At 70.3% G+C, this 20565-nt stretch carries 21 protein-coding genes; 16 read left to right on the forward strand and 5 right to left on the reverse strand.

Annotated features, from left to right (window positions below; translation table 11 throughout):
- The first annotated feature begins 5 nt into the window (after positions 1-5).
- A complete protein-coding gene (locus UG56_RS25895) occupies positions 6-881 on the forward strand; it encodes a PHP domain-containing protein (protein ID WP_045547955.1) in 876 nt (291 codons plus the stop codon).
- Positions 878-1477: a MarC family protein gene (locus tag UG56_RS25900; RefSeq protein ID WP_084101630.1), complete on the forward strand. Its 600-nt coding sequence runs from the start codon at positions 878-880 to the stop codon at positions 1475-1477. The genes UG56_RS25895 and UG56_RS25900 overlap by 4 nt, the downstream gene beginning before the upstream one ends.
- Positions 1478-1556: 79 nt before the next feature.
- Here the strand turns inward: UG56_RS25900 and UG56_RS25905 are convergent, their stop codons facing one another.
- The gene (locus tag UG56_RS25905) at positions 1557-2321 is read right to left on the reverse strand and encodes an SDR family NAD(P)-dependent oxidoreductase (RefSeq protein WP_045547954.1); all 765 of its coding nucleotides are present in this window, start codon (positions 2319-2321) and stop codon (positions 1557-1559) included.
- 198 nt (positions 2322-2519) lie between these two features.
- Here UG56_RS25905 and UG56_RS25910 point away from each other — a divergent pair, with 198 nt between their 5' ends.
- The gene (locus UG56_RS25910; RefSeq protein WP_052693354.1) at positions 2520-3161 is read left to right on the forward strand and encodes a L,D-transpeptidase; all 642 of its coding nucleotides are present in this window, start codon (positions 2520-2522) and stop codon (positions 3159-3161) included.
- Between the two features lie 17 nt (positions 3162-3178).
- On the opposite strand, the gene UG56_RS25915 is transcribed toward UG56_RS25910, so the two are convergent.
- Positions 3179-4645, reverse strand: a complete 1467-nt coding sequence (locus UG56_RS25915; protein WP_052693352.1) for a DEAD/DEAH box helicase — start codon at positions 4643-4645, stop codon at positions 3179-3181.
- 174 nt (positions 4646-4819) lie between these two features.
- Here UG56_RS25915 and UG56_RS25920 point away from each other — a divergent pair, with 174 nt between their 5' ends.
- Together UG56_RS25920 and UG56_RS25925 are read left to right on the forward strand one after the other, a co-directional pair.
- The gene (locus UG56_RS25920) at positions 4820-5521 is read left to right on the forward strand and encodes a ferritin-like fold-containing protein (protein ID WP_045547952.1); all 702 of its coding nucleotides are present in this window, start codon (positions 4820-4822) and stop codon (positions 5519-5521) included.
- Between the two features lie 6 nt (positions 5522-5527).
- Positions 5528-6595: a C39 family peptidase gene (locus UG56_RS25925; RefSeq protein WP_052693350.1), complete on the forward strand. Its 1068-nt coding sequence runs from the start codon at positions 5528-5530 to the stop codon at positions 6593-6595.
- Positions 6596-6646: 51 nt separating this feature from the next.
- Here UG56_RS25925 and UG56_RS25930 read toward each other — a convergent pair whose 3' ends face one another.
- The 3 genes from UG56_RS25930 to UG56_RS25940 all read right to left on the reverse strand — a co-directional run bounded on the left by UG56_RS25930 (position 6647) and on the right by UG56_RS25940 (position 8076).
- Complete coding sequence (locus UG56_RS25930) at positions 6647-6958, reverse strand: hypothetical protein (RefSeq protein WP_045547951.1); 312 nt, start codon at positions 6956-6958, stop codon at positions 6647-6649.
- Positions 6959-7112: 154 nt separating this feature from the next.
- Positions 7113-7334: a DUF3107 domain-containing protein gene (locus tag UG56_RS25935; protein ID WP_008364177.1), complete on the reverse strand. Its 222-nt coding sequence runs from the start codon at positions 7332-7334 to the stop codon at positions 7113-7115.
- Between the two features lie 109 nt (positions 7335-7443).
- Positions 7444-8076 carry a TetR/AcrR family transcriptional regulator gene (locus UG56_RS25940; protein ID WP_045547950.1) on the reverse strand — a complete coding sequence of 211 codons (633 nt, stop codon included), beginning with the start codon at positions 8074-8076 and terminating at the stop codon, positions 7444-7446.
- A 127-nt stretch (positions 8077-8203) separates the two neighbouring features.
- On the opposite strand from UG56_RS25940, the gene moeZ reads away from it, so the two are divergent.
- From moeZ to UG56_RS25995, 11 genes are all read left to right on the forward strand, one after another.
- Complete coding sequence (gene moeZ, locus UG56_RS25945; protein ID WP_045547949.1) at positions 8204-9418, forward strand: adenylyltransferase/sulfurtransferase MoeZ; 1215 nt, start codon at positions 8204-8206, stop codon at positions 9416-9418.
- A 161-nt stretch (positions 9419-9579) separates the two neighbouring features.
- Positions 9580-9870: a hypothetical protein gene (locus UG56_RS25950; RefSeq protein WP_045547948.1), complete on the forward strand. Its 291-nt coding sequence runs from the start codon at positions 9580-9582 to the stop codon at positions 9868-9870.
- Positions 9867-10487, forward strand: coding sequence for a class F sortase (locus UG56_RS25955; RefSeq protein ID WP_052693348.1), 621 nt, complete (start codon positions 9867-9869; stop codon positions 10485-10487). The genes UG56_RS25950 and UG56_RS25955 overlap by 4 nt, the downstream gene beginning before the upstream one ends.
- Positions 10488-10547: 60 nt before the next feature.
- The gene (locus UG56_RS25960; protein ID WP_045547947.1) at positions 10548-11417 is read left to right on the forward strand and encodes a hypothetical protein; all 870 of its coding nucleotides are present in this window, start codon (positions 10548-10550) and stop codon (positions 11415-11417) included.
- A 21-nt stretch (positions 11418-11438) separates the two neighbouring features.
- Entirely contained in the window at positions 11439-11759 is a 321-nt protein-coding gene (locus UG56_RS25965; RefSeq protein WP_045547946.1) for an MGMT family protein, read from the forward strand.
- Positions 11759-12424 carry a lysophospholipid acyltransferase family protein gene (locus UG56_RS25970; protein ID WP_045547945.1) on the forward strand — a complete coding sequence of 222 codons (666 nt, stop codon included), beginning with the start codon at positions 11759-11761 and terminating at the stop codon, positions 12422-12424. Before UG56_RS25965 ends, UG56_RS25970 begins: the two co-directional genes overlap by 1 nt.
- An 83-nt stretch (positions 12425-12507) precedes the next feature.
- Positions 12508-13215, forward strand: a complete 708-nt coding sequence (locus UG56_RS25975) for a hypothetical protein (protein WP_052693346.1) — start codon at positions 12508-12510, stop codon at positions 13213-13215.
- Positions 13196-13645 carry a cupin domain-containing protein gene (locus UG56_RS25980; RefSeq protein WP_045547944.1) on the forward strand — a complete coding sequence of 150 codons (450 nt, stop codon included), beginning with the start codon at positions 13196-13198 and terminating at the stop codon, positions 13643-13645. Before UG56_RS25975 ends, UG56_RS25980 begins: the two co-directional genes overlap by 20 nt.
- 4 nt (positions 13646-13649) lie before the next feature.
- Positions 13650-13940: a DUF1905 domain-containing protein gene (locus UG56_RS25985; protein ID WP_045547943.1), complete on the forward strand. Its 291-nt coding sequence runs from the start codon at positions 13650-13652 to the stop codon at positions 13938-13940.
- 29 nt (positions 13941-13969) lie between these two features.
- Positions 13970-17293, forward strand: a complete 3324-nt coding sequence (locus UG56_RS25990) for an ATP-dependent helicase (protein ID WP_071327343.1) — start codon at positions 13970-13972, stop codon at positions 17291-17293.
- An 8-nt stretch (positions 17294-17301) separates the two neighbouring features.
- Positions 17302-20517 (forward strand): ATP-dependent DNA helicase, encoded by a 3216-nt coding sequence (locus UG56_RS25995; RefSeq protein ID WP_256206910.1) that lies wholly within the window; start codon positions 17302-17304, stop codon positions 20515-20517.
- The last annotated feature ends 48 nt before the right edge of the window (positions 20518-20565 follow it).

Consider the following 20565-nt stretch of genomic DNA (forward strand, 5'->3'; position numbering starts at 1 on the left):
GGCGCGTGCGCATCGATCTCCACACTCACTCGCGAGTGAGCGACGGGACCGATTCGCCCACCGAGCTGGTCCAGGCGGCCAAGGCCGCGGGGCTCGATGTCGTCGCGCTCACCGACCACGACACCGCCGACAGCTGGGACGAGGCGGCCGCCGCGGCCACCGAGGCCGGGATCGAGCTGGTGCGCGGGATGGAGATCAGCACCAACCTCGACCGTCACGGTGTGCACCTGCTGGCTTACCTGCCCGACCGCACCTACCCGCCGCTGGTCGAGGAGCTCGACCGTGTCCTCGCCGGCCGCGACGGACGCCTGCCGCTGATGCTCGACCGGCTCTCACGCCTCGGCATCGAGGTCTCCCTCGAGGACGTCGCGGCCGTCTCCGGCGACGCCGCCGCCTCCGGGCGGCCGCACCTGGCCGACGCGCTCGTCGCCAAGGGGTACGTGCGCAGTCGTGACGAGGCGTTCAACCGCTATCTCGGGGCCGGCAAACCGGCGTACGTCAACCGCTACGCGGCCCCGCTCGAGCCGATGATCCGCACCGTCGCCGCCGCCGGCGGAGTCACCGTGATCGCCCACCCCTGGGGCCGGTCCGGACACGAGCAGCCCGACGAGGCGGCACTGTCCGCACTGGTCGACGCGGGCCTGTCCGGCCTGGAGGTCGACCACCAGGATCACAGCCCTGAAGTGCGCGAGAAACTGCGGGTGATCGCCCGCAACCTCGACCTCGTGGTGACCGGATCCAGCGATTACCACGGCACCGGGAAGGTGGGTCACCATCTGGGAGTGAACACCACCGCACCCGCCGAGTACGAGCGGCTCCTGGAGCGTGCGGCCGCAGCCTCGGCCGCCTCCGGACGAGCCACCCCCGAGGTCGTACGTTGACCGAGATCTTCGTCTCCTCGCTGGTGACGCTCTTCGTCATCATGGACCCGGTCGGGACGATCCCGGTCTTCCTCTCGCTGACCGCCGGCCAGTCGCCCGGCAAGCAGCGTCGCGCGGCGGTCCTCGCGGTCGCCGTCTCGTTCCTGGTGATCACCATCTTCGCGCTGTTCGGACAGGCGATCCTGCACTACCTGCACATCTCGCTCGAGGCGCTGCAGTGCGCCGGCGGCCTCCTCCTGCTGCTGGTCGCCCTCGAGCTGCTCACCGACAACTTCGACGACCCGGTCGCCGCCGCGGGCGCCAACGTCGCCATGGTGCCGCTCGGCACCCCGCTCCTGGCCGGCCCCGGCGCGATCGTCGCCACGATGGTCTTCACCCAGGAGGTCGACTCGGTCGCCACCGGCTTCGGGCTCGGCCTCGGCCTGGTCGTCGTGCACATCACCCTGCTCCTCGGGATGATCTTCTCCGTCCCGATCCTCAAGGTCCTCAAGGAGTCCGGCGTCCTGCTCGTCACCAGGATCGCCGGTCTCCTCCTCTCCGCGATCGCCGTCCAGATGGTCGCCGACGCGGTCAAGACGTTCATCGCCAACGCCTGAGTCCGGGTAGTCCGAGACGTTCCGGCCCCTCTACCGGGCGGTAACGGGCCGAAACGTCTCGGACTAACTGCCGAGCCGGCTACCTGCGGCCGAGCGACTGGAACTTCTGGAGGACGCCGGTGGGGACCACCCTCGCCGCGGTGGCGAGGGCCTTGTAGCGCTTGCTCGGGATGGAGAAGGTCTTGTCGGCCTCGTAGTCCTCGAGCGCCTCGCGGACGAGGTCGTCGACGTCGAGCCACATCCAGGCGGGGGCCGAGTCGTAGCCGGAGCCGAGGCGCTCGTGGAACTCGGTCCTGGTGAACCCCGGCAGCAGGGCCATGACCTTGATGCCCTTGCCGGCGTACTCGTTGTGGGCCCACTCGGTGAACGAGTTGATCCACGCCTTCGCGGCCGAGTAGGTGCCGCGAGGCAGGTAGGAGGCGACGGATCCGACGTTGATGATGCCCCCGTGGCCGCGGGCGACCTGGGCCTTGAGAGCGGCGTGGGACAGGCGCAGCGGGGCGATGACGAGCACCTCCGCCATCGCGGTCTCCTCGTCGGCGGTGTTGTCGAGGAAGCGGTGCTTGAGGCCGTGGCCGGCGTTGTTGACCAGCAGGTCGACCGGGTGCTCGGCGTCGGCCAGACGGGCCTCGACCCGGGCCAGGTCGGCGCTGTCGGTCAGGTCGGCGCGGAGCACCTCGACGCCGATGCCGTGAGCGTCCGTCAGATCCTTCGCGACGCTGTTGAGGCGCTCCTCGTCACGAGCGACGAGGACGAGGTGGTGGCCGCGGGCGGCGAGCTGCTGCGCGAAGGCGAGGCCGATGCCGGCGGTCGCGCCGGTGATCAGGGAGGTGGGGTTCGACATGGGGCAATCCTGCCACCACCGGACGAGAGGGAGACTCGGGTGCCGGGCCGTCGGTTCAGCAGCGGAATCACGGTTTCTGTCTGTCGTGTGACAGTTGACTTGCGGTGATGCGAGTTTGGATGATGTCGACGTGGATCTCGCAGGCGGGCTCGGGCGCGTGGTGGAGAAGTGAGCCGCGGTGGGCGACATCGGACGGTGATGCACCGGCCTCTCCAGCGCACCAAGATGCTCTTCGCCGCGTCCTTGCTGACCTCGGCCGGTCTGTACGGCGGGATCGAGATCGTCGCCGAGCCGGAGGCCGACGGCCGGACCAGCGTGGCCGACAGCGGCGAGAAGATGGGCGTGGACGACGAGGCCTTCACCCCGGTATGGCCGCACCAGGCCCAGGGCGAAGCAGGGAACCGCCACGTCGACGCGTTGACGGAGGCCGAGGAGAAGGTGCTCCCCGCCGACTCCGGCACCGGCCGCCGGGCGGTCTTCTCGATCAGCCGCCAGCGGGTCTGGATCGTCTCCGCGGCCGGCAAGACGCGGCGTACCTATCCGGTCTCGGGCAGCGTCTACGACAACCTCGAGCCCGGCACCTACCGGGTCTTCTCCCGCTCCAAGCACGCGAAGGGGATCGACGACTCGGGCACGATGCAGTGGTTCGTACGCTTCACCAGAGGCCCCAGGGCCGCGATCGGGTTCCACAACATCCCGGTCGACAAGGGCAAGCGCGTGCAGACCCGCGCCCAGCTGGGCACACCCCTCTCGCACGGGTGCATCCGCCAGGCCGAGCCGGACGCGAAGGCCATGTGGCGCTTCGCGCGGCTCGGCACCAAGGTGGTCGTGGTCCCCTAGTCCGGCTCAGCCGAGGCTCAGGCGTCGGCCTTCGGCGCGGAGCTGCCGCCCGAGGAGCGACGGCGACGGCGACGCCGGGGAGCGGAGCCGTCGGAGGCGACCTCGCCGGAGGCAGGGGTGGTGGAGTCGGCAGACTCAGCAGCGGGAGCGGCCGACTTCTCGACGACCTGGCCGCCGCGGGACCGGGTGCGCTGACGGTTGCGGTTGCGGGGAGCGCGCTCGCGCTTCTCGCCGTCCGCGCCGGCGTCCTTGTCCTTGGGCTTCTCGGGGGTGGCCTTCTTGATCCGGCCCTTGGTGCCCTTCGGGATGCCCATGTCGTGGAGGAAGTGCTCCGAGGAGGAGTAGGTCTCCTGCGGCTCGTCGAACGGGAGGTCGAGAGCCTTGTTGATCATCTTCCACTTGTGCAGGTCGGCCCAGTCGACCAGCGTGACCGCGACGCCGGAGGCGCCGGCGCGGCCGGTGCGGCCGATGCGGTGGACGTAGGTCTTCTCGTCGTCGGGGGTCGTGTAGTTGACCACGTGGGAGACGCCGGTGACGTCGATGCCACGGGCGGCGACGTCGGTGGCCACCAGGACCTCGACCTTGCCGTCACGGAACTTCTGCATCACCCGCTCGCGGGCGGCCTGCTGCATGTCGCCGTGCAGGGGAGAGGCCGGGAAGCCGCGCTCGGCGAGGTCGTCGGCCACGCGCTGTGCCTGCCGCTTGGTGCGGGCGAAGACGACGACCTTGTCGTGGTCCTCGCACTGCAGCAGGCGGCCGATCATCTCGGGCTTGTCGAGGTCGTGGGCCTGGTAGACGAACTGCGCGGTCGCAGGCACCGTCTCGCGCTCGCCCGAGGACTCGGCGCGGATGTTCATCGGGTGACGCATGTAGGAGCGGGCCAGGGCCACGATCGCGCCCGGCATGGTGGCCGAGAACAGCAGCGTCTGGCGGGTCTCCGGGGTGAGCGTGACCAGCTTCTCCACGTCGGGCAGGAACCCGAGGTCGAGCATCTCGTCGGCCTCGTCGAGGACGAGGGCGTGCACGTGGGCGAGGTCGAGGACCTTGCGGTTGGCCAGGTCGATCAGGCGGCCCGGGGTGCCGACGACGATGTCGACGCCCTTCTCCAGCGCGTCGATCTGGGGCTCGTAGCCGGCGCCGCCGTAGACGGTCAGCACGCGGAGGCCGCGGTCCTCGGAGATCAGCGAGATCTCGGCCGAGACCTGCATGGCCAGCTCGCGGGTCGGGGCCACGATCAGCGCCTGCGGCTTGCCCTGCGGAAGGTCGACGTAGTCGCGGTCCTTAGGGGACACGCTGCGCTGCACGACCGGGATGCCGAAGGCCAGCGTCTTGCCGGAGCCGGTGCGGGCCTGGCCGATCAGGTCGGTGCCCTGCAGGGCGACCGAGAGGGTCATCTCCTGGATGGCGAAGGGGGTGGTGATGCCTTTGCGCTCGAGCGGAGCGCAGATCTCGGGATGAACCCCGAGGTCCTTGAACGTTGTCATGATTTCGTCGCTACTCGCTTGTCTCATCGAATGCGGCGAGCGACTCACGGGTGTCTCGAGCTTGCCAAGCGAGTGCCACGCCGCGCACATACGGGATCCAGCCCACTGCGATATGAAGGTGAATATCAGCAGTGCTGGGTCGGTCAAAAGGCATTCTATCGGTAGGGTTCTCCCGTGGTTGCATCGTCAGAGTTCACGGGTCCCCAGGATCCCTTCGGTGATCCTGTTTACAAGGCCGCCGTCATCGACCTTCTCGGAGCGGTCGCCTATGGCGAGGTCTCGGCCGTCGAGCGGCTGACCGACGACGCCAAGATGGCGCCCTCGCTGGAGGACAAGACGGCCTTGCTCGCGATGGCGGCCGCCCAGCACGCCAAGATCCAGCCGGTCCTCGACCGGCTGGAGGAGCTCGGGGCCGACCCCTACGCGGCCATGGAGCCGTTGCGTGCGGGGTTCGACGAGTTCCACGTCCACACGAAGCCCGCCGACTGGTGGGAGTCGTTGGTCAAGGCGTACGTCGGTGACGGGCTCGCCAACGACTTCTACCGTGAGGTCGCCGGCTTCCTCGACGAGGACACCCACAAGCTCGTGGTCACCACCCTGGAGGACGCCGGGCGGGCCGACTTCATCGTCGACCGGGTGCGGGCCGGCATCGAGGCCGATCACCTCATCGGCGGACGGCTGGCGCTGTGGGGCCGCCGTCTCATGGGTGAGGCGATCACCCAGGCGCAGCAGGTCGCGGCGACCCGTGAGGGGCTCAGCGAGCTGATCGCCGGTGGCCACCTCTCGGGTCTCGACCTCGGCACCATCGGCGAGATGCTCACCCGCCTCACCCAGCGCCACGTCGAGCGCATGGGCAAGCTCGGGCTCGAGCACTGAGGTTCCTTGAGCCCTGACATCCTCTGGACCGGTTGGTCGGGGACACAGATCGCCCCCGATGGTGCCGGTGTCTGGACGTCTCCCGAGGTCAGCCCCGGGTTCTCCTTCGACGAGCTGGTCGCCTCCTGGAACGTGGTGACGCCGCCCGGCACCTGGGTGGAGGTCGCCGCCCAGGTCGTCGCCGAGTCGGGTGAGCGGAGCGGCTGGCTGGTGCTGGCCCGCTGGTCCTCGGACCCGGCGTTCGCCTCCACCTCGGTCGGCGGACAGGACGACCCGGTCGCGGTCGCCTCCGACGACACCATCCTGGGGCGGGACGGGCGCCGGTTCACGGCCTTCTCGTTGCGCGTGAGCCTGCACGGTCGGGAAGGGAGCCGACCGCGGGCGAGCCTGCTCGGGGCGATGGTCTCGGCCGGAGCCCGGGGCTCGGCGCCGGCACCGGGTCCGGTGGCCCGCGGGGCGGTCGTGGCGGGCGTACCCGCCTATTCGCAGCAGCTCCATCGTGACCGCTACCCGCAGTGGGACGGGGGCGGACAGTCGTGGTGCAGTGCCGCCTCGACGGCGATGATCGCCGACTTCTGGGGTGTCGGGCCCACTCCTGCCGAGACGGCCTGGGTGGACTACGAGACCCCTGACCCGCAGGTGCCGTTCACCGTGCGGGAGGTCTACGACGAATCCTTCGGCGGCGCCGGCAACTGGGCCTTCAACGCCGCCTATGCGGGCGCGCGGGGGCTGGTCGCGTACGTCACCCGGCTCCGCTCCTTCGCCGAGGCCTCCCGGTTCGTGGAGGCCGGGATACCGCTCGTGCTGGCCGTCTCCCACCAGGAGGGCGAGCTGACCGGTGCCGGCTACGTGACCAACGGCCATCTGCTCGTGCTGACCGGCTTCGAGGACGACGGCCGCCCCGTCGTCCACGACCCCGCCTCCCACAAGATCGCGAGCGACGCGGCGGTGCGGACGACGTACGACCTCGGTGAGCTCGACCGCGCCTGGGCCCGCTCCGGGCGGATCGTCTACGTCATCCGGCGGCCGGACGTGGTGCCGCCCGAGCCGCCGGGGCAGCAGCCAAATTGGTGAAGCGGCCCCGCCCGGAGGGGCGGGACCGCTTCGAGGCGACCTGGGTGAAGCTCAGGCCTTGGACTTTCCGGTGATGCCCGACGCGACGACGACCGCGACGGCGGCGACGACGACCTGCCAGATGTGACGCCACCAGTCGACGCCGTTGGTTGCGTTGTCCCACGTGGCTTCGTGGCCGTCGAAGGCCGCGTTGTTCTGGCCGAAGATGACCCAGTAGAGCAGGCTTCCAACGATCATGCCGACGATGCCGCACACGACGGTCAACCAGAGCGGGATGTTGTCCTTGTCGCCTGGCGCAAGCCACTTGCCAAGCAATCCGATGACGACACCACCGATGAGGGTGACGAGAATGGTCCCGATCATGCCCTTTTCCCTTCAGGTTGTGATTGGCGCGAACACTGCGCCGATCACTCGATAGTGCACCTGTTGGGACGCGAATGCACGGGCAACATGGCCTAAAACCGGAAGTTCGTCACCGGAATCAGGGCCATCCCTGAGAAATATCGTCCGGAGCGTTTCAGCCGGCGAAACCGACCTTGCCGACCTTGGCCGGGCCGATCTCGACGTAGGCGAGCTTCTCGGTCGGGACGATGACCTTGCGGCCCTTGCTGTCGGTCAATGCGAGCACAGCACCGCCGCCGAGGGCGTCGGCGATGAGCTTCTCCACCGACTCGCTGGACTCCTCGGTCTCTACGACGAGCTCACGGGCGGCCTGCTGGACGCCGATCTTGACCTCCACGGGTCCTCCTTGCGATGGGTCGATCAATGCTTCGGAATCCTCTCACACGGAAGGTGAGGAACCCCGTCGTTGCGCTACGAGCGGAAAGTTCGGGTGGGATCGGCGTGGATCAGTCGGTCTTCGGGTAGCCGCCGATGCCCCGCCAGGCGAGGCCGGCGACCAGACGCGCGGCGTCGGCCTGGGAGAGGTCGCCGTTGTTGTGGAGCCAGTAGCGGGCGCTGACCTGGATCTGGCCGACGAGGCCGACGGCGAGCAGGTGCGAGGCGGTGGCACCGAAGCCGGTGTCCTCGGCGATCACCTCGGCGATGACCTCGGCGCACTCGTTGGTGACCCGGTCGACCTGCTCGCGCACGGCGGGGTCGTTGGTCAGGTCCGACTCGAAGACGAGCCGGAAGGCACCGGACTCGGAGGCCACGTAGTCGTAGAAGACCTCGACGGTGCGGGCCACGCGCTCCTTGTTCTCGTCCGTCGACGCCAGGGCCTCCCGGCAGCGGTCGATGATCTCGTTCGCGGACTTCTCCAGCAGGGCCAGGTAGAGGTCGAGCTTGCCCGGGAAGTGCTGGTACAGAACCGGCTTGGAGACCCCGGCCCTCTCGGCGATGTCGTCCATCGCGGCAGCGTGGAAACCGTAGGCGACGAAGACCTCGAGAGCGGACTCGAGAAGCTGGGCTCGTCGTTCCGTCCGGGGCAGTCGGGCCCCCCGCGGTCGAGTGGGGTCGAGCTCGGATTGGTGCGTGGTCACCCCAGCAGCCTACCCGCTGGTACTCGGATCGCGGGACGCGTCGTTGCCTCGTCCACGGATGAGGGAACATGGAGAAGTGCCCGCGGTGTTCAAGCAGGCATACGTACGTCCGAACTGAGGAGCAGTTGTGTCCCTAGCCCCGCTCGTGGAGCCCGCTGACGAGCTGACGATCGACGAGGTGCGCCGCTACAGCCGCCACCTCATCATCCCCGACGTCGGCATGGACGGGCAGAAGCGCCTGAAGAACGCCAAGGTGTTGGTCATCGGCGCCGGCGGTCTCGGCTCGCCGGCCCTGCTCTACCTGGCCGCGGCCGGCGTCGGCACCCTCGGCATCGTCGAGTTCGACGAGGTCGACGAGTCCAACCTGCAGCGCCAGATCATCCACAAGCAGTCGACCGTGGGCCAGCCGAAGGCCGAGTCGGCCGCGGCGGCGATCAAGGAGGTGAACCCGTACGTCAACGTCGTGCTGCACGACGTGCGTCTCGACAACGACAACGTGCGCGAGATCTTCACCGGCTACGACCTGATCGTCGACGGCACCGACAACTTCGCGACCCGCTACATGGTCAACGACGCGGCCTACTTCCTGGGCATCCCGTACGTCTGGGGCTCGATCTACCGCTTCGACGGCCAGGCCTCGGTGTTCGCGCCGACGATCGGCGAGGACGCGCCCTGCTACCGCTGCCTCTACCCGGAGCCCCCGCCCCCGGGCATGGTCCCCTCCTGCGCCGAGGGCGGCGTGCTGGGTGTGCTGTGCGCCTCGATCGGCTCGATCCAGGTCAACGAGGCCATCAAGATGCTGACCGGCATCGGTGAGCCGCTGGTCGGCAAGCTGATGATCTACGACGCACTCGAGATGGAGTACCGCAAGCTGAAGGTCCGCAAGGACCCCAACTGCGCGCTGTGCGGCGAGAACCCGACGGTCACCGACCTGATCGACTACGACGCCTTCTGCGGTGCGCTCTCGACCGAGGCGGCCGACGCCGCGGCCGGCTCGACCATCTCGGTCACGCAGCTCTCCGAGATGATCAAGGAGCGCGAGGAGGGCAGCCGCGACTTCGTCCTCGTCGACGTCCGCGAGCCCAACGAGTACGAGATCAACAAGATCCCGGGCTCCGTCCTGATCCCCAAGGGCGAGTTCCTCAACGGCAACGCGATCCCGCAGGTCGCCGAGCTCACCTCGGATGGGGCCAAGCCGCTGGTGTTCCACTGCAAGAGCGGCGTACGCAGTGCCGAGGTGCTCGCGATCGCCAAGGGCGCGGGCTACGCGGACGCGGTCCACGTCGGTGGCGGCGTGGTCGCGTGGGTCAACCAGATCGACCCGTCGCAGCCTTCCTACTGACGAGTCACTGATCAACGAAGACGCTTACTGAACTGTTGGCCAGCGGTGGCCCCACTGGGGCCGCCGCTGGCTTTCTTTGAGCCTAGCGGAACCGATAGTTTTGCGATCGCAGCTGCGGGGGGCGGAGTTGCATCGATGCCCGAACCTCGGAGGATTCGACGTTGTCCACACGCGCTCGTCTCAGCGCGACGCTCGCCGGTGCCGTCCTGGCCGGCGGACTGTTTCTCGGTGCCCCTGCCCACGCGAGCGACCAGGCCCCGGAGCCGGCCTCCGGCGCGGCCGTCGGCTCCTCGATCGACCCGGAGAGGCTGGAGTCGAACGTCGCGGACCCGACCCGCGGCGTACCCCCGTCGTATGTCTTCGCCGGGGTGGGTGCGCTGCTGATGGGAGCGGGCGCGGGCATGGCCGTCCGTCGCCGACGAGCTGAGGCTGTGGCACCCTCGGCAGAGTGAGACAACCCAGCCTGAGGAGCTTCATCGGCGAGATCTTCGTCGTCGTCCTCGTGGTCGCGGTCGCCGTGCTCGGCTACGCCGCGTATGACTACTACACCAAGATCGACGAGGCGGAGAAGAGCAAGGCGACCCCGCCGGCGACGACCTCCTCGATCCCGGCCGAGGCCCTGGCCGCGGTGCCGAAGAAGAAGGGCAAGGTACGCGGCGTCTCCATCCCGTCGCTCAACGTGCACGCCGACGTGGTGCCGTTGGCGATGGAGGAGGGCACGCTCACCCCACCCGCCGACGCCTCGCTCATGGGCTGGTGGAAGGGCGGCGCGAAGCCCGGTGCGGACGAGGGCTCGGTGCTGATCGTCGGCCACACGCTGCACAACGGCGGCGGCGTCCTCGACCGGCTGGGCGAGGTGAACGAGGGCGACGAGATCATCGTGCGGACCAAGAACGAGGAGTTCACCTACACCGTCCGGTCGGTGCGCGACCTCTCCAAGGAGCAGGTCGCCAAGCGCAGCAAGAGGCTCTTCGACCCCGAGGGCGAGGCGCGGCTGGTCGTGGTGACCTGCGACGACTGGGACGGCACCTCGTTCCAGGGCAACACCGTGGTCGTGGCGGTGCCGTAACCCCCGACCCCCGCGCTTCGTTACCTGTGAGTCACATCACCTAGAGATCGAGGCCCCCACATGCTCCGCACTCGCCGTTCCGTACGCCGCGCCGCAGCCATCGCCGCCGGCACTCTGACCGCCGCGCTCGTCCCGGCCCTCGTCGCGTCCCCGGCCCACGCCTGGGCTCCGGCGGACACTGCCACCATCACTCCGGGTGTGATGATGTACACCGACGGTGCCCAGTGCACCGCCAACTTCGTCTTCACCGACTCCTCCGCCAACGTCTACGTCGGCTACGCCGCCCACTGCGCGGGTCTCGGCGAGGCCACTGACACCAACGGCTGTGCGGCCGACTCGCTGCCGCTCGGCACGCCGGTGACCTTCAACGAGGGTGGTTCGCTGCTGTCCGAGGGCACCGTCCTCGGCAAGGGCAAGCTGGTGTACTCCTCCTGGCTGACCATGCACAAGCTGGGCACCAAGGACGAGAACACCTGCGCCTACAACGACCTCGCCCTGGTCAAGGTCGACGCCGCGGACGCCGGCAAGGTCAACCCGACCGTGCCGATCTGGGGCGGTCCGACCGGCATCGACACCGACGGCACCGTGGCCGGGGACAAGGTCTACTCCTACGGCAACTCCTCGCTGCGCGCCGACGTCGACCTGCTCTCGCCGAAGGTCGGCTTCTCGCTCGGGGACGACGTCAACGGCACCCGCTGGTCGCACCCGCTCTACAACCTGACCCCCGGCATCCCCGGTGACTCCGGGTCGGGCTTCCTGAACGCCGACGGCAAGGCGGTCGGGACGCTGTCGACCCTGGGCCTGGCTCCGCTCGCGGGTTCCAACAACATCGGTGACATGGACCTCGAGCTGAAGTTCGCCCAGGCGAACTCGGGCATCTCCGGTCTGCGTCTGGTCAACGGCACCGAGCCGTTCAGCCCCATCCTCTGACGTCGCGCTAGTCTCCCGGTCATGACCGACCGGGAGGCGTACGTGGAGGCCGTTCTGCGGATCGTCGAGCAGATCCCGCGCGGGCAGGTGACGACGTACGGCGCGATCGCGGACGCCCTCTTCGACGAGTTCGGGGGCGGTCCGCGGCAGGTCGGCTCGGTGATGGCGCGCGAGGGCGCCGGGATGCCGTGGTGGCGGGTGGTGCGGGCCGACGGCTCGCTCCCCGCCTCCCACGGCGAGGAGGCCCGGCAGGCCTATCTCGAAGAGGGCACGCCGCGACGTGTCTCGGGGGCGGTGGACCTGCGCCGGGCGATGTGGCTGCCGCCTACGATGATCCCGTGATGTATCGCGTCCTCCACGCCATCGTGCCGCCCGTCCTCCGAGCAGTCTGGCGCCCTACGGTGACGGGGGCCGAGAACGTCCCGCGCACCGGTGGGGTGATCCTGGCCAGCAACCACCTCAGCTTCGCCGACTCGATCGTGATCCCGTCGGTCTCGCCCCGCCCGGTGCACTTCCTGGCCAAGTCCGACTACTTCACCGGCACCGGCCTCAAGGGCGCCGCCCAGAGGGCGTGGTTCGAGGGCATGGGGATGCTGCCGGTGGACCGTGACGACCCCCAGGCCGCGCTCGGCTCGCTGGAGGTGGCCCTCGAGGTCCTCGGCAAGGGCGAGGCGTTCGGGATCTACCCCGAGGGCACCCGTTCGCGCGACGGGCGGCTCTACCGTGGGCGCACCGGGGTGGCGCACCTGGCGCTGACCGCCGGCGTACCCGTGGTGCCGGTGGGGCTGCGGGGGACCGCGGAGCTCCAGCCGGTGGGATCGAGCCTGCCGCGCCTGGCGAAGGTCACGGTCGAGTTCGGAGAGCCGATCCAGGTGGCCGGCCGCTTCGACGGCGTACCTCTGGGCAAGGCCCGCCGGGTCATCACCGACGAGGTCATGGAGTCGATCGCCGCGCTGAGCGGCCAGGAGGTCGCCGGGGTCTACAACGAGCGGCCCGCCGACGCCTGAACGCCTATTGCGCCGCGGCCGGAACGGGCGCACTCTGGAGGGTGACCTAGCAAATTCATGGGCTAGCAGCCGAGGTGAGGCAGATGGCCACCACGACCGTGTTGCAGGACGAGCTGCGACACAAGCACGACGAGCTCGCTGGGCGCCTGGCCCACGCTCGGAGCATCATCGCCAGGCCGGAGCAGACCCGTAGGGGCTGCCCACCGATCGACCAGTTCAACGCCGGTACGTCTCGACACCTGCACGCGGTGGACGAGGCGTTGCTGCCGGCGGTCTCCGCCCATTGCGAGGACGGCGCGAGGCTGGTCCACGAGTATCTCCTCGCCGCACGCCGGCTGGAAGTGCTGCTCTTCCACGTGAAGGCGCACGAGTACGGCTCCACCTGGGAGACCACCCACGACTGGCCGACCCTGTGGGGCGAGGTCGAGGAGGCGCTCATCGACCAGGAGGAGAGGGAGGACGAGCTGGTCTCGCGCCTGGGAGAGGAGGCCTCCGACGACGTGCTCCTGCTGGTCGCCGAACGGATCACCGCGGCCGAGCGCCGGGCGCCCTCGCGTCCGCACCCCCACCTCCCGCACACCGGCCTCCCCGGAAAGGTCGTACGCCGCCTGGCCCGTCCCGTCGACGCCATCTGGGACGCCGTCGAGGGCCGCTCGGTCGGCAACCCCAAGCCGTTGCCGCACAAGGAGCCGGGGCTGTTCTGGCAGTATCTGCTCGGCGACCCGCGATTCCCCGAGGAACCTGCCGACTCTGCCGACGAGACCCGGCACAATGAGCCGGGTGACCGCTGACTCCATCACCTCCACACTCGATCTCGCGTCGCACCCCGAGGGTGGGGCGTTCCGGCAGACCTGGGCCGCCGCCGAGACCGTCACCCTCGCCGACGGACGCGTGCGCCCGACCGCGACCCTGATCTACTTCCGGCTGCTGGCCGGAGAGTCGTCCGCGTGGCACCGGGTGACCTCCGACGAGATCTGGCTCGCGCACACGGGTGTCGTGTCCCTGCAGTTCGGCGGCTCGGACACCGCCCCGGTCGAGGGCGAGACCGTGCTCGTCGGGGTGGACGTCGCCGCCGGCCAGGTGCCGCAGGCGGTCGTGCCGGCAGGGGTGTGGCAGCGTACGGTGCCCTCGACCGAGGACGCGCTCGTCTCCTGCGTGGTCTCGCCCGGTTTCGACTTCGACGACTTCGAGCTCGCCCCGGAACCAGGCATCGCGGAGTAGGACCGTGGAGTACGCCTTCGAAGGAGCCGTCATCGAGTGGCGCGGTCCGGCACCGTTCTACTACGTGCCGATGCCCGTCGAGGACGCCGAGGACCTCAAGGAGGATGCCCGGGGTCTGGAGTACTGGGGCCAGGTCGCCGTCACCGCCACCATCGGCGAGACCACCTTCACCACCGCGCTCTTCCCCAAGGACGGCACCTATCTGCTGCCCCTGAAGGTCGTCGTGCGGAAGGCGGAGGGGATCGACCTCGACGACGTCGTCGCGGTGCGGATGAGGTTGGGGCACGACGCCTGAGTGTCGGTGCTCTCTGATTGGCTGGTCCCGTGAGTGTCGCCTACCGCCTTGCCCCGCCGCCGAGTGCGGCCGCAGTGCCGGTGCTCGACGAGCACCAGCGGTCGGTCGTGGAGCATCCCGGCGGACCGCTGCTGGTGCTGGCCGGGCCCGGCACCGGCAAGACGACCACGCTCGTGGAGGCGGTGGTCGACCGGATCGAGAACCGTGGCGTACGTCCCGACCAGCTGCTCGCGCTGACCTTCTCCCGCAAGGCCGCCGAGCAGCTGCGCGACCGGGTCACCGCGCGCCTGGGGCGGACGCTGTCGGGGGCGGTCTCCTCGACCTTCCACTCCTTCGCCTACGGCCTGGTGCGGCGCTACGCGCCGGCCGAGCTCTACGCCGCCCCGTTGACGCTGCTCTCGGCGCCGGAGGCCGACGTGGTGCTGCAGGAGCTGCTGGCCGACAGCCCCGAGTCGGTGCGGTGGCCGGAGCGGTTCCGGATGGCGGTCGGCACCCGCGGGTTCGCGCGCGAGGTGCAGACCGTGATCGCCCGGGCGCGCGAGCGTGGGCTCGACCCCGACCAGCTGGTGGCCCTCGGCCGCGACGAGGGGATCGAGGAGTTCGTCGCCGCCGGGTGGTTCCTGGAGCAGTATCTCGATGTGCTCGGCGCCCAGTCGGCCATCGACTACCCCGACCTGATCATGCGCGGCGTGATCGAGGCCGAGCGGCACGCGGCCGAGCTGCGGGCCGAGTTCGCGTGCGTGTTCGTGGACGAATACCAGGACACGGACCCGTCCCAGGTCGCGCTGCTGCAGGCGCTGGCGGGCGACGGGCGCGACCTGATCGTGGTCGGCGACCCGGACCAGTCGATCTACGGGTTCCGGGGCGCCGACGTCAACGGCATCCTCGACTTCCCCTCGCAGTTCCTGACCCGGGAGCGCCGGCATTCGCCGGTGGTGGCTCTGGGCACGACCCGCCGGTTCGGGTCGCGGCTGCTGCGGGCGTCGCGGTCGATCGCCGCGGGCATCTCGGTGCGCGGCTCGATCCCTTCCTCTGCCTATGACACGTTCCGCAACCCGCACCCGCTGGCGTCCGACCCGGGCCGCGCCGAGGTGCTCACCTTCGACACCGACCGTGCCGAGACCGAGCACATCGCCGACCTGCTCCGCCGGGCGCATCTCGAGGACGGCATCGACTGGTCCGACATGGCCGTCCTGGTGCGCTCGGGCCGCACCTCGATCCCACAGCTGCGCCGCTCGCTGACCGCCGCCGGGGTGCCGGTCGAGGTCGCCTCCGACGAGACGCCGCTTGTCCGCGAGCCTGCCGCTGCGGTCCTCCTCGACGCGCTCGGGATCGTCGTCGACGCCGACGTCGAGTCCGACCTCGACGAGCGCTACGTACGCCCCGACCGCTGCGAGGAGCTGCTCACCGGTCCGCTCGGTGGCCTCGACGCCACCGACGTCCGTGCGCTCACCCGCACGCTGCGGGCCCGTTTTCCGGACGTCGCTGCGCATGATCTCGTACGCCGCGCCGTGCTCGATCCCAGTTTCGCCGCTGGTCGAGCCGCGAGCGCCAGCGAGCGTGTCGAGACCAACACGGTCGAATCGAGCGCCGATGGGGACCGTGTTGGTCTCGACACGGATTCGTTCGTACCTCACGAATCCGGCTCGACCAGCGGGGGCGAGGAGCGGGTGCTGGGGCGTGTGCGCCGGCTGGCGGCCCTCCTCGCCGAGGCCCGGACGGCGCTGAAGGACGGCGCCGGGGCGGAGCAGGTGCTGTGGACGCTGTGGGACGGTGCCGAGTGGGGGCAGCGGCTGCGGGCGCAGGTCGAGTCGGGCGGCCCCGCGGCGCGGCTGGCCCACCGTGACCTGGACGCGGTCGTGGCCCTCTTCGACACCGCCGCCAAGATCGAGGGCCGTCAGGAGTTCACCTCGGTCGAGACCTTCCTGGCGACGCTCCGCGCCCAGGAGATCCCGGCCGACACCCTGGCCGACAAGGGCGTACGCGGCTCGGCGGTGCGGCTGCTCACCGCCCACCGCTCCAAGGGCCTGGAGTGGGGTCTCGTCGTGGTCGCCCACGTGCAGGAGGGTGCTTGGCCCGACCTGCGTCGCCGCGACTCGCTCCTCGGTCCCGACCGGATCGCCCCGGCCCTGCCGGACGGACGCCATGGCGGGCTGCTGCCGCCGCTGACCCGATCGGCGATGCTCGCCGAGGAGCGTCGGCTCTTCTACGTCGCCGCCACCCGCGCCCGGTCCCGGCTGGTCGTGACCGCGGTGAAGTCGCCCGACGACGACGGCGACCAGCCGTCGAGGTTCATCAACGAGCTCGGCCTGCGCGAGGACCAGATCCGGCACCGGGTCGGCCGGCCGGCGCGCCCGCTCTCGCTCGCCGGCCTGGTCGCAGAGCTGCGCCGCACCGCCGCCGACCCGGCTCAGCCCCTCGCGCTGCGCGAGGCCGCCGCGAGGAGGCTGCAGAAGCTGGCCGCCACCGAGGTGCGCGGCAAGCGGATCGCCCTCGCCGCGGATCCCTCGACCTGGTGGGGGCTGCGGGCACCGACGTACGCCTCGGCCGCGGTCCGTCCCGAGGACCGTCCGATCACGCTGAGCGCGTCGGCGCTGGAGGCGATCCTGACCTGTCCCGCGCAGTGGTTCCTGGCCCGGGAAGCGGGTGGCGCGGTCACCGACTCCTCGAGCCAGGGGTTCGGCAAGGTGGTCCACGCGATCGCCGAGCAGCTCGCCCGTGGCGACCTCGACGCGGCCACCGTCGAGGACCTGATGCCGTTCGTGGACGAGGTGTGGGGCCGCCTCGAGTTCCGTACGCCCTGGTCGGCCGCCCGTGAGCGCGAGGCGGTCCGCGAGGTGCTGGCCCGGTTCCTGACCTGGCACCGGCGCCCCGGCGCGAGGACCGTGATCGGGTTCGAGGAGCAGCTGACCGCGAAGGTCACGCTGCCCAGCGGTGAGACGGTGCGGCTGAACGGCTATGCGGACCGGCTCGAGCTCGACGAGAGCGGCCGGATCGTCGTCGTCGACCTGAAGACCGGGAAATATCCGCCCACCGCGCAGGAGGTCAAGGAGCACGGCCAGCTCGGCCTCTATCAGCTTGCGGTCGAGCACGGCGCGGCCTCGTCGCTGGCGCCGGGCGCGACCTCCGGTGGAGCGGAGCTGATCCAGCTGCGCCACCCGGCGGGCTCGGGGAGCGAGCTGCCGAAGGTGCAGGTGCAGGCGCCCGAACCGCCCGAGATCATCACCCAGCTGGAGAAGGCGGTGGCGACGGTGCGCGCCGAGGAGTTCGTGGCCAGGCCCGGCAAGCAGTGCGACCGGTGCCAGTTCGTCGCTCTCTGCCCGGCACAGACCTCGGGATCGGTGCTGTCATGATGCCGGCGATGAAGGTCGAGACCCCCGAGGAGCTCGCCAAGCTGATGGGCCACGACTGGCTCTACAGCGAGGAGCAGTTCCGCGCGATCACGGCGCCGCTGGAGCCGGCCGTGGTGATCGCCGGTGCCGGATCGGGCAAGACCGCGGTCATGGCCGCCCGCGTCGTGTGGCTGGTCGCCACCGGCCGGGTGCTTCCCGGGGAGGTGCTCGGTCTGACCTTCACCACGAAGGCGACCGCCGAGCTGGCCACCCGGATCCGGGAGTCGCTGCAGAAGGCGGGCCTGTGGCCCGAGCGGCGCGAAGGTCCGCCGCGGCCCGGGGACGACGCGGAGGAGGAGCCGACCGAGCCGACGGTCGCGACCTACCACTCCTACGCCTCGGGCCTGCTCTCCGAGCACGGCCTGCGGATCGGTCACGAGCCCGACACCCGGCTGATCGCCGATGCGACCCGCTACCAGCTCGCCGCGCGGGCGGTGGCCCGGCACCCGCACCCGGTGGAGAAGCTGACCGACTACCCGAAGCTCGCTGTCCAGCAGCTGCTCGCGCTCGACTCGGAGCTCTCCGAGCATCTCGTCGACCCCGCCACCCTGCGTGCCTACGACCGCAACGAGCGGTCGCTGTTCGCGCTCGAGGTGGCCGACCTCAACGCCCAGCTCGCCGACGGCAAGCGGGTCAAGACGAAGCTGACCAAGGTCGAGAAGGCGATCGACGCGATCGACAAGCGCTACGAGCTGCTCGACCTGGTCGACGGCTACCGGCGCCTCAAGGACCGGCTCGGGCTGATGGACTTCTCCGACCAGATCGCCCTGGCCGCCCGGCTGGCCGTGGAGACCCCCGAGGTCGGGGAGATCGAGCGAGGCAAGTTCAAGGTGGTGCTGCTCGACGAATACCAGGACACCTCGGTCGCCCAGGCGCAGATGCTCGCCCGCCTCTTCGGCGACGGACATCCGGTGACCGCCGTCGGTGACCCCAACCAGGCGATCTACGGCTGGCGCGGCGCCTCGGTGAGCAACATCCTCGAGTTCGGCCGCGACTTCCCGACCAAGGACGGGCGTCGCCCGTCCTACTCCCTGACCGTCAACCGCCGCTCCGACGCCCGCATCCTCGACACCGCCAACCACCTCGCCGCCCAGCTCTACGAGGGCCGCGAGAAGGAGCGCCTGGTCGCCGCCGAGGGGGCGCGCGACGGTGAGGTGCGGGTGCATGTCCACGAGACGTACGACGACGAGCTGCTCTGGCTCGCGGACAAGGTGATCGAGGCCCACGAGGCGGTCGGGGAGTGGAAGGAGATCGGTGTCCTGACCAGGGACAACTCGCAGGCCGCGGCGGTCTTCGACGCGCTCACCGCTCGCGAGATCCCGGTCGAGATCGTCGGCCTGAAGGGGCTGCTCCGGCTGCCCGAGGTGGCCGAGGTGGTCGCCACCATGGAGCTGCTCCACGACGTCACCGCCAACGCCGCGCTGCTCACCCTGCTCGCCGGGCCACGCTGGGCGATCGGGCCCCGCGACCTGGCCATCCTCGGCCGCAGGTCACGGGACCTGGCCGGGGTCGTCGGTGGTGCGGAGGAGTTCGCCGACATCGAGCGGCAGCTGGAGGCTGCCGTCGAGGGCACCGACCCCACCGAGATCCCCTCGCTCAACGACGCTCTGGAGGATCCCGGCGACGCCGCCGACTACGACTACTCCCCGGAGGCCCGGGAGCGCTTCAAGCTCCTCGCCGACGAACTCCGCGGGCTCCGCAGGGCGGTCAACGAGCCGCTCCTCGACCTGGTGCGGCGGATCATCGACGTCACCGGCATCGACGTCGAGCTGGCCGCCTCGGTCTCACCGGCCGCATCGGCCCGCCGCGACAACCTCGACCTCTTCGTCCAGGCCGTCGCCGACTTCGAGGGGCTCGACGGGCAGGTCACCCTGGCCGCGCTGCTGGCCTACCTGGAGGCGGAGGACGAATACGGTCAGGGCCTCGACGTCGCCACCCCCTCGGAGGCCGACTCGGTCAAGCTGCTCACCGTCCACCGTGCCAAGGGCCTGGAGTGGGACGTCGTCTTCCTGGTCGGGGTGACCCACAAGAAGTTCCCCACCGGTCAGACGCGCTCCTCATGGCTGACCGTACCCTCGGTCATGCCCGCCGCGCTCCGCGGCGACCGCGACGACCTGCCGCAGCTCCACGGCCACGACGCCGACTCGATCGACGAGCTCCTCGCCGAGCGCAAGGAGCACGAGCGGGTCGAGGAGCTCCGGCTGGCCTACGTCGCCTGGACCCGCGCCCGCCACATCCAGTTCGTCTCCTGCTGGCGCTGGTCACCTTCGCTGAAGGAGGGGCGCGGACCGTCGGTCTACGTGGAGAAGACCCGCGAGGCGCTGCTCCAGTGGGGCGCCAAGCCCGACCGCTGGGCCGACGTCGTGGTCAAGGGCGAGGAGGAGAGCCCGTACGCCGCCCAGGAGGTCGACCTGCCCTGGCCGATCAACCACCACACCCCTGAGGTGGAGCGCCGCCTGGAGGCGGCCAGGCTGGTCCGGGAGATCGATCCAGGCCCCGACGACCTCGACGACCTCACCCTGCTCGAGACGGTGAACCAGTGGGACGAGGAGATCGAACGGCTGCTCACCGAGGCGGCGCGTGAGCGCGCCCCCGAGGTGGTCGTACCGCTGCCCTCCTCCCTGTCGGCCACCGCCATGTCGAAGCTCCGCGACGACCCGCTCGGCTTCGCCGCCGACCTGGTCCGCCCGATGCCCCGCAAGCCGTCCTCCCAGGCCCGCTTCGGCACCCGGTTCCACGCCTGGGTCGAGGCCCGCTTCGGCCAGCAGGACCTCTTCGACCCCGACGACCTGCCCGGCCGCGCCGATCACGGCATCGAGGACGAGTCCGGTCTCGAAGAGGTCATCGCCGCCTTCGAGCAGGGCCCCTTCGCCGACCGCCCACCCTTCCGGGTCGAGGCCGCCTTCGCGATCGTCCTGGCAGGTCAGGTCGTACGCGGCCGGATCGACGCGGTCTACCAGGAGCCCGACGGCAGCTTCCTGATCATCGACTGGAAGACCAACCAGGCCCAGAACGCCGACCCGCTCCAGCTCGCGCTCTATCGGCTCGGGTGGGCTGAGCTGATGGGGGTGCCGTTGTCCCGGGTACGGGCGGCGTTCTACTACGTGCGGTCGGGGAGGTTGGTCGAGCCTTCTTCGCTTCCTGGGCGGGAGGAGTTGGAGGGTCTCTTGGGCGGGGGTCGCTAGCGCCTTCATTTGGCAGCGGCTTTCGGCGCGCTTTGGTCGGTGTGTTTT

This window comes from Nocardioides luteus (assembly GCF_000960475.2).
In the GTDB taxonomy this organism is placed as follows: Bacteria; Actinomycetota; Actinomycetes; order Propionibacteriales; family Nocardioidaceae; genus Nocardioides; species Nocardioides luteus_A.